This is a genomic window from Synechococcus sp. CS-1326 (genome assembly GCF_025128115.1).
Lineage (GTDB): Bacteria > Cyanobacteriota > Cyanobacteriia > PCC-6307 > Cyanobiaceae > Regnicoccus.
In genome coordinates, this window is sequence record NZ_JAHLYV010000021.1 from 178148 (window position 1) to 190090 (window position 11943).

The 11943-nt window shown below is 67.0% G+C and carries 12 protein-coding genes and 1 tRNA gene; 10 read left to right on the forward strand and 3 right to left on the reverse strand.

Annotation, left to right across the window (positions count from 1 at the left end; genetic code table 11):
- The first annotated feature begins 30 nt into the window (after positions 1 to 30).
- Complete coding sequence (infB, locus tag KQ307_RS07955; protein ID WP_259727591.1) at positions 31 to 3321, forward strand: translation initiation factor IF-2; 3291 nt, start codon at positions 31 to 33, stop codon at positions 3319 to 3321.
- A gap of 4 nt (positions 3322 to 3325) precedes the next feature.
- Entirely contained in the window at positions 3326 to 3991 is a 666-nt protein-coding gene (locus tag KQ307_RS07960) for a low-complexity tail membrane protein (RefSeq protein ID WP_259727592.1), read from the forward strand.
- Here KQ307_RS07960 and KQ307_RS07965 read toward each other — a convergent pair.
- Positions 3908 to 4165 carry a DUF3493 domain-containing protein gene (locus KQ307_RS07965; RefSeq protein ID WP_259727593.1) on the reverse strand — a complete coding sequence of 86 codons (258 nt, stop codon included), beginning with the start codon at positions 4163 to 4165 and terminating at the stop codon, positions 3908 to 3910. The genes KQ307_RS07960 and KQ307_RS07965 overlap by 84 nt on opposite strands.
- 47 nt (positions 4166 to 4212) lie before the next feature.
- On the opposite strand from KQ307_RS07965, the gene KQ307_RS07970 reads away from it, so the two are divergent.
- Positions 4213 to 4284: transfer RNA gene (locus KQ307_RS07970), tRNA-Thr, on the forward strand.
- Between the two features lie 230 nt (positions 4285 to 4514).
- Positions 4515 to 5012 (forward strand): DUF1643 domain-containing protein, encoded by a 498-nt coding sequence (locus KQ307_RS07975; protein ID WP_259727594.1) that lies wholly within the window; start codon positions 4515 to 4517, stop codon positions 5010 to 5012.
- Between the two features lie 37 nt (positions 5013 to 5049).
- On the opposite strand, the gene KQ307_RS07980 is transcribed toward KQ307_RS07975, so the two are convergent.
- Positions 5050 to 5712 carry a trans-aconitate 2-methyltransferase gene (locus KQ307_RS07980; protein ID WP_259727595.1) on the reverse strand — a complete coding sequence of 221 codons (663 nt, stop codon included), beginning with the start codon at positions 5710 to 5712 and terminating at the stop codon, positions 5050 to 5052.
- Between the two features lie 377 nt (positions 5713 to 6089).
- Here KQ307_RS07980 and KQ307_RS07985 point away from each other — a divergent pair, with 377 nt between their 5' ends.
- Together KQ307_RS07985 and KQ307_RS07990 are read left to right on the forward strand one after the other, a co-directional pair.
- Complete coding sequence (locus KQ307_RS07985; RefSeq protein WP_259703116.1) at positions 6090 to 6446, forward strand: carbohydrate porin; 357 nt, start codon at positions 6090 to 6092, stop codon at positions 6444 to 6446.
- Positions 6447 to 6484: 38 nt separating this feature from the next.
- Positions 6485 to 6910, forward strand: coding sequence for a hypothetical protein (locus KQ307_RS07990; RefSeq protein WP_259703117.1), 426 nt, complete (start codon positions 6485 to 6487; stop codon positions 6908 to 6910).
- Here KQ307_RS07990 and KQ307_RS07995 read toward each other — a convergent pair.
- Entirely contained in the window at positions 6870 to 7835 is a 966-nt protein-coding gene (locus tag KQ307_RS07995; RefSeq protein WP_259727596.1) for an aspartoacylase, read from the reverse strand. The genes KQ307_RS07990 and KQ307_RS07995 overlap by 41 nt on opposite strands.
- 82 nt (positions 7836 to 7917) lie before the next feature.
- Between KQ307_RS07995 and KQ307_RS08000 the strand changes: the two genes are divergently transcribed.
- From KQ307_RS08000 to KQ307_RS08015, 4 genes are all read left to right on the forward strand, one after another.
- On the forward strand, positions 7918 to 8886 hold the full coding sequence (locus tag KQ307_RS08000; protein WP_259727647.1) for a glutathione S-transferase C-terminal domain-containing protein: 969 nt from the start codon (positions 7918 to 7920) through the stop codon (positions 8884 to 8886).
- Positions 8887 to 8917: 31 nt separating this feature from the next.
- On the forward strand, positions 8918 to 9592 hold the full coding sequence (locus KQ307_RS08005) for a DUF2301 domain-containing membrane protein (RefSeq protein ID WP_259727597.1): 675 nt from the start codon (positions 8918 to 8920) through the stop codon (positions 9590 to 9592).
- The gene (gene abc-f / locus KQ307_RS08010) at positions 9589 to 11595 is read left to right on the forward strand and encodes a ribosomal protection-like ABC-F family protein (protein ID WP_259727598.1); all 2007 of its coding nucleotides are present in this window, start codon (positions 9589 to 9591) and stop codon (positions 11593 to 11595) included. Before KQ307_RS08005 ends, abc-f begins: the two co-directional genes overlap by 4 nt.
- Before the next feature lie 89 nt (positions 11596 to 11684).
- Positions 11685 to 11903, forward strand: a complete 219-nt coding sequence (locus tag KQ307_RS08015; protein ID WP_259703121.1) for a Calvin cycle protein CP12 — start codon at positions 11685 to 11687, stop codon at positions 11901 to 11903.
- Positions 11904 to 11943: the final 40 nt, after the last annotated feature.

An 11943-nucleotide genomic window follows, 5' to 3' on the forward strand; every position in this document is an offset into this window, starting at 1 on the left:
ACCCGTTGCCCCGACCGATTGGAGACCTGAATGACCAGCAGCGGCAAAGTCAGAATTTATGAGCTGTCCCGGGACCTTGGACTCGACAACAAGGACGTGCTTGATGCCGCCGAGAAACTGTCGATTGCCGCCAAGAGCCACAGCAGCTCGATCAGCGACGACGAGGCCAGCCGCATTCGCAGCCTGATCCGACCCAATGGCAGCGGAGCGGCCAGGCCCGTGACCCCACCAAGGCCGGCTCCAGCAATGGCACAGGATCCGAGCAGGGATCCCGGCACAGCGATCCTTTCGGTGAAGAAGGCAGCGGCACCCCCAGCGCCGGCACCCCCAGCGCCGGCCCCACCAGCCCTTCCAGCCGCCGCTGCCCCCGCTCCCCGTCCCGCCAAGCCCCAGGCCGCGCCGGTAGCCGCCAAGCCCCAGCCCGCCCCCCCTGTGCTGGTGGTGAAGCCAGCGATTCCGGCCCCGGCCCAACCATCGCCCACGCCGGCTCGCAGCGTTCCGTCGCCGCGCCCCGTCGCCGCGCCCGCTCCGATTCCGAGCAAGCCGGCGCTCGCCGCTCCGGCCCGGCCGGCGCCGGCCGCGCCCGTGCTGATCAAATCACCGCCCCCGGCTCCAGCCCGCAAGCCCGCGGAGCCCCCGCTCACCCCCAGCCCGCGGCCAGCCACCAGCCCTCGCCCGGTGCCAAGGGGCAGCGCGCCTCCGCCGCGCCCGGCCCCGCCGCAACGGCCTGGCTCCCCGATCCGCAGCGTCAGCGGCGAGGGACAACCCCAGCTGGTTGGTCGCCCCCAGTCGGGCCAACCCACTGGAACCAGCAGCCGACCGGCGCCCCCTTCGGGTCGCCCAACCTTGAGTCAACGGCCCAGCAGCGCCCCCCAGCGCCCTGCACCGCCGGCCGTTCGTCAGCTCCAGACCCGCAGCCCCCTGGAGCTGGTCGGCAAACCGATCCGCCGCGACGCCGCCGCTCCGGCCGCTCCGATCCGCGCCGGGGCCGGCGCACCGGTGCGGGTGGGAGGCATGCCCCAGGGCATGCGCAAGCCCGTCGCCCCTGGCGAGCTGATGCAGCTCCAGAACCCTTCAAGCCGCTCTCCGGCCGCCCCACCCCGGCGACCCGAGGCCGGAATCGGCACCAGCCCCGATGCGGCACGCCCCACGGCCACGCCTCCCGCGGCTCCGAAGCGGCCGGGCTTCCGCACTCCGCAGCCGGCAACCAGGGCCCGGCGGCCCGAGTGGGATGACACCGCCAAGCTTGAGGCCCTGCGCAGCAAGTCGCCCCAGAAGCAGCGCCAGAAAGTTCACATCATCGGCGATAACGACGATGCGCTCACCGCCGAAACGGGCGGCTACGCGGGTGAGCAGGAGGCGCTGATCCTCCAGGCCAGCCTGGCCAGGCCGGCCAAACCGCGGACCCGGCAGGCGGCCCCCGGCGCCAAGCCGGTGGTGGCGATGCGCAAACGCAAGAAGGAAACCACCCGCCAGCGCCAGCGGCGCCGTGCCATGGAATTGCGGGCTGCCCGCGAGGCCAAGGCCACCCGGCCGGAAATGCTGATCGTTCCGGAGGGAAACCTCACGGTGCAGGAACTCGCCGACCGCCTGGCGGTCGAGAGTTCGGAAATCATCAAATCCCTCTTTTTCAAGGGGATCATCGCCACCGTCACCCAGACCCTCGACCTTTCGGCGATCGAGACGGTTTCCGAGGAGTTCGGTGTTCCCGTTCTCGAAGACGATGTCCAGGAGGCCGCCAAGAAGACGGTCGAGATGATCGAGGAAAGCGATCGTGCCCACCTGATCCGACGGCCACCGGTGGTCACGGTGATGGGCCACGTCGACCACGGCAAGACCAGCCTGCTCGATGCCATCCGCAAGACCCGGGTGGCAGCCGGCGAGGCCGGTGGCATCACCCAGCACATCGGTGCCTACCAGGTGGACATTCCCCACGGTGGTGAACAGCGCCGGATCACCTTCCTTGACACCCCTGGCCACGAGGCGTTCACCGCCATGCGTGCCCGGGGCACCAAGGTCACCGACGTGGCTGTGCTGGTGGTGGCGGCCGACGACGGCGTGCGCCCCCAGACCCTCGAGGCGATCAGCCACGCCCGCGCCGCCCAGGTGCCGATCGTGGTGGCGATCAACAAGATCGACAAGGAGGGAGCCCAGCCCGACCGGGTCAAGCAGGAACTCTCCAATCAGCAGCTCGTTGCTGAAGACTGGGGTGGCGACACGGTGATGGTGCCTGTGAGCGCCATCAAGCGGGAGAACATCGACAAGCTTCTGGAAATGATCCTGCTGGTCTCGGAGGTGGAGGATCTTCAGGCCAATCCGGCCCGGATGGCCAAGGGCACCGTGATCGAGGCCCACCTCGACAAGGCGAAGGGTCCGGTCGCCACGCTGCTGATTCAGAACGGCACGCTTCGGGCCGGCGATGTGCTGGCTGCCGGCCCCGTTCTCGGCAAGGTGCGGGCCATGGTGGATGACACCGGCAAACGGGTGAAGCTGGCAGGTCCGTCCTGCGCCGTTGAGGCCCTTGGCTTCAGTGAGGTGCCCACCGCCGGCGACGAGTTCGAGGTCTATGCCGATGAGAAGGCCGCCCGGGCGGTGGTCGGCGATCGAGCCAACGATGCCAGGGCCACCCGCCTGGCCCAGCAGATGGCCTCCCGCCGGGTTTCCCTGGCCTCGATGTCAGGCAAGGCCAGCGAGGGTGAGCTCAAGGAGCTCAACCTGATTCTCAAGGCCGATGTTCAAGGCAGCGTCGAGGCGATCCTCGGCTCGCTGGAGCAACTGCCCCAGGGCGAGGTTCAGGTGCGTGTGCTGCTTTCGGCCCCAGGCGAGATCACCGAAACCGATGTGGATCTGGCGGCCGCCTCCGGTGCGGTGATCGTCGGGTTCAACACCTCGATGGCCTCAGGAGCGAAGAAGGCCGCCGACGCCACCGGCGTCGATGTGCGCGACTACGACGTGATCTACAAGCTGCTTGAAGACATCCAGCTGGCCATGGAGGGCCTGCTGGAGCCTGAGATGGTCGAGGAGACCCTGGGCGAAGCCGAGGTGCGCGCGGTGTTCAGCATCGGCAAGACGGCGGTTGCCGGCTGCTATGTCACCAGTGGCAAGCTCCAGCGAAACTGCAAGGTGCGCGTGCATCGCGCCAAGCAGGTGGTGTTCGAGGGCGATCTCGACTCCTTGCGCCGCAACAAGGACGACGTCAAGGAGGTGGCCACCGGCTTCGAGTGCGGCATCGGCTGCGATCGGTTCGCCAACTGGCAGGACCGGGACCGCGTCGAGGCCTACAAGCTGGTGACCCAGCGACGCACCCTCAGCACGAGCTGATCCGGTGAACCCCCGCAGCGAACCCCTGCTCTGGGTGCAACTGGTGGGACTGGCCGCCGCTCCACTTGAGCTTCTCCTGCTCTTCCTGATCCTGGCGGGATCGGATGCCGGTCCCTTTCCGTTGCTTGAAAGGTTGCTCTGCTTTGCCCTCGGTGGTCTGGCGCCGGCCGTGCTGCTCTGGCGCCACCCGGCCGATCCATGGTCGCTGCTGCTGCTCAAGACCCCCGTCAAGGGCCGCCGAGAGCTGCAGAACCGGTTGAGCGGCCTGGCCCATCCCTTGCCGCTGAAGTTGGCCCAGGCTGCCGGGGTGGCAGCGCTGCTGCCACTGCTCTGGATCCTCGACAGCCGCGCCGGCCTGGCCGCTGATCTTTCTCCGCTCGCCAACAGCTCAAGGCTGGTGGACCTGCTGCTGGCTGCGTTTCTGCTCAGCCTGGTGGTCTGGCAGTGGCACCAGCTGCTTCAGGCTGGCTGGATGCTGAGGCGTCCTGTGCAGCAGCTTGCCGCAGGCAACCTTCCCCAGGCTGAGCAGACCGGCCATGACCTGCTCAACCTGGGGTTGCCGTTGCTGTTGCCCGGTTCGCTGCAGCTAATCGCTGCTTCCAGCCCGGTCGCGCCAGAGCAGCAAGCCGAACAGCAGCAGGGCTCCGACCTGGATGAGCAGATCCACTGAGGCCAGCTCACCGCCAGCCGCCACCCGCAGGGCCATCGTGGCCAGGCCAATGGCCGCCGAGGCGGAGAGAGCGATCCAGAGGGCCCGGCGCAGCCCGCGCCAGGGAGCCTTTGCCTCCTGCAGCAGCCTGGCCCTCAGGGCTGGATCCAGGCTTTTCGGATCAGATGGAGGCATCGGCGGAACCTGTGCAGAGGATGGCTGAATGCTAATTTCATGGCGGTGCCGGTGTAGCTCAGTGGTAGAGCAACTGATTCGTAATCAGTAGGTCGTCGGTTCAAATCCGATCACCGGCTTTCACACAATTCCAGGTGATTAACTGCCTCCTGGAAACCTCAACAATCGATTTCAAGAGCAAAACTGAGCTCGATCCTGCGCTCATTCTTCTGATTTCTCAAGCTGCTCTTGCTGCCTGCTCTACCGGATCTTGAACCGGAACTCGAACCGGATCATCAACCGGAACTTGAATCGGATGGTTGATCCGCATCGTCACAGTGAATGGCCACCGGCTGCTTCCGCTGAGTCCGTGCTGCCGTCGGCGACCCTCCGGGAGCTGGACGGCGAGCGGGGAGCCGTCTTCAGCCCTTGTCGGCGTTACCGCTATGCCCTCTGGCGCCGCTGGGGGGAGCCAGCTGATGGCGCCGTCGTGGTGGGGCTGAACCCCAGCACGGCCGATGAGCATGCCGACGATCCGACCGTGCGGCGTTGCATCGCCTTTGCCAGGGACTGGGGCTTCAGCGGCCTGACCATGATCAACCTCTTCGCGTTCCGTGCCACACGACCGGCCGATCTGGTCGAAGCGGCCGACCCGGTGGGCCCGGACAACGACCGATGGCTTCAGGCCTGCTGTGCCGGATCCAGGCTGGTCGTTGCCGCCTGGGGACGACGCGGCGGCTGGCTTGAGCGCGACCAGGCGGTCAGGCGGATGCTGCCGCCCCTGCAGGTGCTCGGCCTGGGCAAGACGGCCAGTCCTCTGCATCCTCTCTATCTGCCCCGGACCCGCAGGCCGGTCCCCTGGACCTGAGCCTGAAGCCCGGCTGGCACCACCCCCCAGCCTGGTGTCAAACCAGTCGCCCGGCGATCTCCAGATAGCGATCTTCCAGGGCCCTCACCTCCAGGCCGCTCAGTCCGGCTTGCTCCAGTTGCTCCTGCACTTCCTCCAGGGTGAAGGCCGCGCGCAGGGAGTGGAGATAGTCACGCTCCAGCAGCGGCGGCGCTCCTGCCAGATGGGCGGCCAGCAGGGCCTGCACCGCCGCTTCCGAGTCGGGCCGGCGCAGGTCCTTCACGTAGACCGCCGCCCCCGTCGCCCCCAGTTGCCGCACGCTTTTCCAGAGCACCATCGGGTCGTGGAGATGATGGAGCAGGCTGTTGCTCACCACGGTTGAGAAGCACGCCACCGGCAGATCAGGGCAGGGGAGCCTGGCCAGTTGGAAGGAGAGATTCGGCCAGGCTGGTTCGCTCCGCAGCTTCGCCTCGGCGATCGCCAGCATGGCCTGAGCCCCATCCAGCCCGAGCACGACGCTGGTGGGGTGGCGGGAAGCGAGGCGAAAGCTGATGTTCCCCGGACCACAGCCAAGATCAACGACCCGTTCACCGAGCCCAGCAGGGAACAGGAAGGCGATTCGATCGATCACCGCCTGATCCGTGGCGCTGAAATCCCCGTCGGCGTATTGCCTGGCCTGCTCTGCCCCATCCATCAGCTCGGGTTCGCAGACGCGCAGCACGTTGGGTCAGTGGCGGGTGCTTCATTCCACAGCACCAGAGGGGATGGCGGGCTCTCCTTGCCGTGGAGTGTCAGCACGGCCGGGATTCACCGTGAGCGGCAAGGAGCCAGGCATATGTCTCGGCTTGCCAATCAGCGTCCCGAATGGGGCGATGCCTTCTTAAGGTTTTTTTATGCATTCGCCTTCCCGATTCCCATGGTGTTGATCTGCTGGGATCTGCGTGGTTCCAGGTCTTCAGAAACGGTCCCGCTACAGCAGGCCAGGGTTCGTCGCCTTCAGCTTGAGCAGCAGGGAGCGGTTGTCTACTGGAGTGAGCGGCTGGCCAACACCTGAGCCGCGCTGCTAAGAGTGCAGGGTTCCCTGATCGGGGCGCGGCGATGCCGTTGCTTTTTTCAACTCGTGCCCGCAAAGCCGCCAGAAAGGCTGCTTCACCCCTGATCGCCTTCGGGTGGCTGGCCCTGGCGGTTGGCTTGACGGGGTGCTGGGGCAGGTCAGATCCCCAGGTTCAGCGGATCGAGCGGCTGGAGCAACGTCTGCAGCAGGTCGAACAGCGGCTGGCCAGTCCTGTCGATCCCAACCCCGCCGACCCCGCCGGCAAGCCACCGGCCGGTGTGGTCAAATCACTCACCTTCCGCATCGGCAGCTCCGATGATCGGCTGAGGATCTACTGGGCTGACGGCACCACCACCAACCTGCCCTGCACCAAGGAACAAGGCACCTGGGCCTGCGGCTGAGATCCGTTTCGTCCACCTTTCTTCACCGCTCCCACCTGATGTCTCGTCGCTTTTCCGCCCCGATCCAGAGTCTTGTCCGTCGCGCCGGCCTTGGCCTGCTGGCTGCGGTTTCGGTTGGGGCTGCTTCGGCATGGGCCCAGGCGGATTTCCCTTTCAACCTGCAACGGGCCACGAACCTGGCCCGGATGAAGGCCGAGAAACTCAATGGCGGTCTGGGCGTCTATCGGACAGCCGCCTGCATGTTCGATCGTGCCGCCGGCAACTGCATCATTGAAACGGGTGAGCAGGGAATCCTGTTCCGTTTTCTCGGCGGTCCCCCCGGTTGGCAGCAGCTGAATCTCGCGGCCACGGTGGAAACGGAGCTGAGGATTTCCCCGGATGGGCGCACGGTTCTGGCTGTCCTCTACAACGGGCCGATCCGGCTCAGCACGCCCTCGGAACCAGGCCAACGCCCACAGCCGTGAGCGCTTCGGCCCAGCTGCCACAGCAGGGCCAGCACTCCCGCTCCGTGACGCTCAGGGCGATCCCCTTCTCGCCATAGGCGGCCTCGTTGATGAACACCGGCCACTGCACCGCTGGGGCACTCTGCGCCTGGCTGATCATGGTGCCATCCGGGCAGAGAAACAGCGGATCACCGGGAAACAGGGGCTGCCAGTCACGGTGCTGGCGTAGGGGATGCAGGCAGGCGGCCGGTCGGCCATCGCTGTGGCGGGGCAGATCGAGGCTGCCCAGATGGCGGTGAACCACCAGTTCAGCCGGTAGGCGCAGCCGGCCCGCCTGGGCCATGGCCAGCACGCTGAGGGCGGCTTCGACGGCCAGCTGGGTCTGACGGCAGATCGTGGCGGTGATCACGCCCTGGGGCACTGGACCCACCTCGATCACCAGGCCGCAGGGCCAGCGCTCGACCAGGAAGCCACTCTGGGCTGCATCCCCCTCATGCAGATAGATCGGCAGCCCCAGCAGAGCCTGGATTCCGGCCGCCAGGGCCAGATCGGCAGGGCGGCGGCCATAGAGCACCAGGGAGTTTCCCATCGCCGCCGTGGTGCTGTGCAGATCCAGCACCACGGCGCAGGGGGTGGCGCCGGCCGGGCCATGGGCCGCGATCAACTGGCGGGCCTGCTGAATCTCCAGTTCCTCCCTGCCTGGATCGTTCAGGAGTCCGGGGTTGAAGCAACGGTTCAGATCCCGCTGGATGTAGCGCACCCCAGCGGCGAGGGCGGCCGGATTGCCGATCGCCAGTTCCAGGGCCAGACCGCAGCTCTCGAGTGCGGCCGGCTGCTGACGCCAGTGCTCCAGAAGCCAGGCGGCGTTGCGTTCATTGCCATGGGTGGCAGCCACCAGCAGCACCTTTGCGGCTCCCACGGCTTCCACCTGCCCTTCTGCTGCCATCGCCTCCCTGTGCCAGCCGCCCGCTCAGCCTGGCAGGTCTGGTCGATGCCGTATCAGAGTCAGGGCAATCGCTGAATCCGTCATCGCCATCCCACCCCCTGTGGTTGCTGCGGTCAGGCAGGCCTGGCACTGGCAGTGGCTGCAGCTGATGGGCGGCCTGGGGCCCGCCGATGCCGAGGGAAACTACCGCCGCCCGCCGGCAGCCTTCGCCACTCCCCCCGAGTGTCCGGCCAGCGCCGGCCAGCCGGGCCGTCATCTGCTGATCGTCGGTCGCAGTTGCCCCTGGGCCCATCGTGCCTGGCTGGTCTGGACCCTGCGGGAGTTGGAGGGGTCGATCGAGCTGCTGGTGGTGGAGCCGGATCCGAAGGCGGGCCGCTGGCGGTTCGTGGAACCGTTCGAGGGGGCTCTGTCCCTGGTCGATCTGTACCGCCGCTGCGGCAGTGACCCCCGGGCCCGCGCCACGGTGCCGCTTCTCTACGACAGGGTTGATCAGAGGATCGTCGTGAACGAGAGCGCGCGGCTGATCGAACTGCTCAATCGTTGGCCGGCGCCGGCTTCTGCGCCTGATCTTGAGCCGATCGAGCTGGCTGAGCCGATCGACCGCTGGCGCGACCATCTCCAGGGCGCCGTCAACGATGGGGTGTACCGCTGTGGCTTCGCGCGCCATCAGGCGGCCTACGACCGGGCGGAGGCCGAGCTGTTCGCGGCATTTGAAGCGTTGGAGCTGAGCCTCGCCGGTGGCAGCCCCTGGCTCTGCGGTGATCGGCTCAGCCTCGCTGATGTGGTGTTGTTCCCCACCCTGATCCGTCTGGAGTTGGTCTATGCCCCCCTGTTCGGCTGCTCCCGCCGGCCGCTCTGGCAGTTCCCTGCCCTCTGGGACTGGAGGCGGCGTTTCCATCGCCTCGCTGGTGTTGCTGCCACCTGCTTTCCCGCCGCCTGGCGGCGCGACTACTTCGGTTCCCTCTTTCCGCTGCAACCCTCCGGCATTGTTCCGGCCGGTCCTGATCTGGCCACTCTGGTGGAAGGATGCCCTCCTGGGAGCCAGCGATGATGGGGGCGACGACCCCTGGGGCGCTGACCCGATGACCGCTCCGACCACCGGCCCTTTGAACCTCGATCCAGCACCGGGTGATCCGGTGTTCGAAGGGGTCTACGGGCCGTTCACGATCGATGCCACCGATCGTCGCGAGGTGCTGGGTTACCGGCTTGCCCTGCTGGCGGTGGCCCTGGGCGAAGCGGCCCTGCTTTGGCAGTGGCGAAGCATGGCCGGCACCCCCCTCTGGCCCTGGCTGCTGGTGATGGCGGCCGGGCTGGGGCTCGCCCTGCGCTGGATCCACATCTACCTTCGCCCCCTTCACCGCGCCCTGCAGCTCTTCTGGTTGCTGGGCTGCGCCGGCGCTGTGCTGCTTGCCGCCCGGGTGGGGGTTGATGCCATGCTCCCCACCCTGGCGGCCGATTCCCGCTGGATCTGGGCGGTGGGCCCGTTCTTTGCCGCCCTGGCTGGGATCGGCTTCAAGGAGTTCTTCTGCTTCCAGCGGCCCGAGGCGATCGGCGTCACCCTGCTGCTGCCGGCCGCGTTGATGGGCCGACTGGCTGGTTGGCTGGATGGGCCCACCAGCTTCAGCCTGCTGGCGGTGCAGACGGCCCTGCTGCTGATCCTCTGCCTGCGGAAGTTCCCGATGCCGGCGGCAGCCGATGTGGGGGACAAGAGCGTGTTTGCTTATCTGGAGAGCCAGAGCCGTCCTTCCAACGCGTGAGTTTGATCAGCCTGGTGGGGGTCGGCAAGGACTTCGGCATCCGCACCCTTTTCCACGACCTCACCCTGCACGTCGGCGAGCGCGAGCGGCTCGGTCTGATCGGCCCCAACGGAGCCGGCAAGTCCACCCTGCTCAAGTTGCTGGCTGGCCTTGAAACACCGGGCGAGGGGGAACGGCGCTGCTCGGCGAAGTTGAACGTGGTTCTGGTCAACCAGGACCCTGAGCTCGATCCGCAGCGCACCGTGCTGGAGCAGGTGTTCGAGGGCAGCGGCGAGAAGATGGCCCTGCTGAGGCGCTTCACCGCCGTCAGCGACGCCCTGGCCCACCAGGGCAATCCAGAGGATCCCGATCACGAGGCCCTGCTGAGGGAACTCGGGGAACTGAGCGCCGGCATGGACCGGGCCAATGCCTGGGACCTGGAGCAGCAGTGCCGCGAGGTGCTGGAGCGGCTCGGCATTCACGACACCCAGCGGCGGGTGGAGGAACTCTCCGGTGGATACCGCAAGCGGCTGGCCCTGGCCTCGGCCCTGGTGGCGGAACCGGATGTGCTGCTGCTCGATGAACCGACCAACCACCTTGATGCCATCTGCATCGAATGGCTGCAGGGCTACCTGGCGCGCTACCGCGGTGCCCTGGTCTTGGTGACCCACGACCGCTACTTTCTCGATCGGGTGACGAACCGCATCGTTGAAGTGGATCGGGGTGAGGCCCGCACCTACGCGGGAAACTATGCCGCCTACCTGCAGATCAAGGCTGGCGAGGAAGCCGCTGAAGCGGCCAGTGCCGCTAAATTCAAGGGAGCTCTGCGGCGGGAGCTTGAGTGGCTCAGCCGGGGGCCCCAGGCTCGCAGCACCAAGCAGAAAGCCAGGATTCAGCGCATCGAGGCGATGCGTGAGGCCCCGAGCCGCCAGGCCAGGGGGGAACTCAGCCTGGCCACGGCCAACCGCCGGATCGGCAAGCGGGCGATCACCGCCGAGAACATCACGGTCTGGGCGCCCAGCCCAGAGGCTGGCGTCGACAGCCCACCCCAGGGGCGCCCGTTGCTGCGCAACTTCAGCTACGACTTCAGCCCTGAAGACCGGGTGGGGATCATCGGCCCGAACGGCTCGGGAAAATCCACCCTGCTGGATCTGATCGCCGGGCGGCGCCTGCCCCAGCAAGGTCGCCTGGAGCTTGGCAGCACCGTTCAGCTGGCCTACTTCGACCAGCAGAGCGGCGACCTGGTGGCTGGCAGGGGGATGGAGCGCAAGGTGATCGATTTCGTCAAGGAAGCGGCCAGCCAGATTGATCTGGGGGGGATCCAGGTGAGTGCCTCCCAGCTGCTGGAGCGTTTCCTGTTTCCGCCAGCCCAGCAGCACAGCCCGATCAGCAAGCTCTCCGGTGGCGAGCGGCGGCGGCTGGCGCTCTGCCGGCTGTTGATCCAGGCACCGAACGTGCTGCTGCTCGATGAGCCCACCAACGACCTTGACGTGCACACCCTCACGGTCCTGGAGGATTTCCTCGAGGATTTCCGCGGCTGCGTGGTGGTGGTCTCCCACGACCGCTATTTCCTTGATCGCACCGTGGACCGGCTGTTCAGTTTCGAAGCCGGCGAACTGAAGCGCTTCGAAGGCAACTACAGCGCCTACCTGGAGCGGGACGTCACAGCCAAACCCCCAGCCAGATCCCCGGCAAAGTCCCCCACCAAGCCCCCTGTCAAACCAGCCAGCCAGTTGACGGCCAGCGCTGGGCAGAGCCAGCAGGTGCCGGAGCCCCCTGACCAGGTCTTCCCCGAGCGGGCGCAGCGACGACGAAGCTTCAAGGAGAACCGCGAACTCGCGGAGCTGGAGGACCGCCTGCCCGACTGGGAAGAGCAGCGCCGCCGCCTGGAGAGGGAGCTCGCGGCCGGAACCGGCGGTGACCATGGCCGTCTCGATGCCCTCACCCAGCAGCTGGCCAGCCTGGCGGCCCGCATCCACGAGGGGGAAGAGCGCTGGCTGGAGCTGAGCGACCGGCCTGCTTGATCAGCTCCAGCCCACAAACGCTCGGAATGGTCCATTCGGGTCTTTAGGGTGGCCACGAAAAGCTCCGGTTGATGCAGCCCGGCCTTCCTATGAACTCCATCGACGAGCACATCCTCAAGGATCAGATCGAACTCGAAACGGCCAAGGCCAGCGGCGACAAGGCCAAGTTGGGCCACCTTGAGGACGAACTGAAGTCTCTGCAGGAGTACAAGGAGCATCACCCCGAAGACAGCCACGACCCAAGTGCCCTTGAGGTGTATTGCGATCTCAACCCGGAAGCCCCTGAGTGCCGGGTCTACGACGATTGAACTGGTCTGCTGAACGCCCTTGGCCGGATCCCGGCAGGGC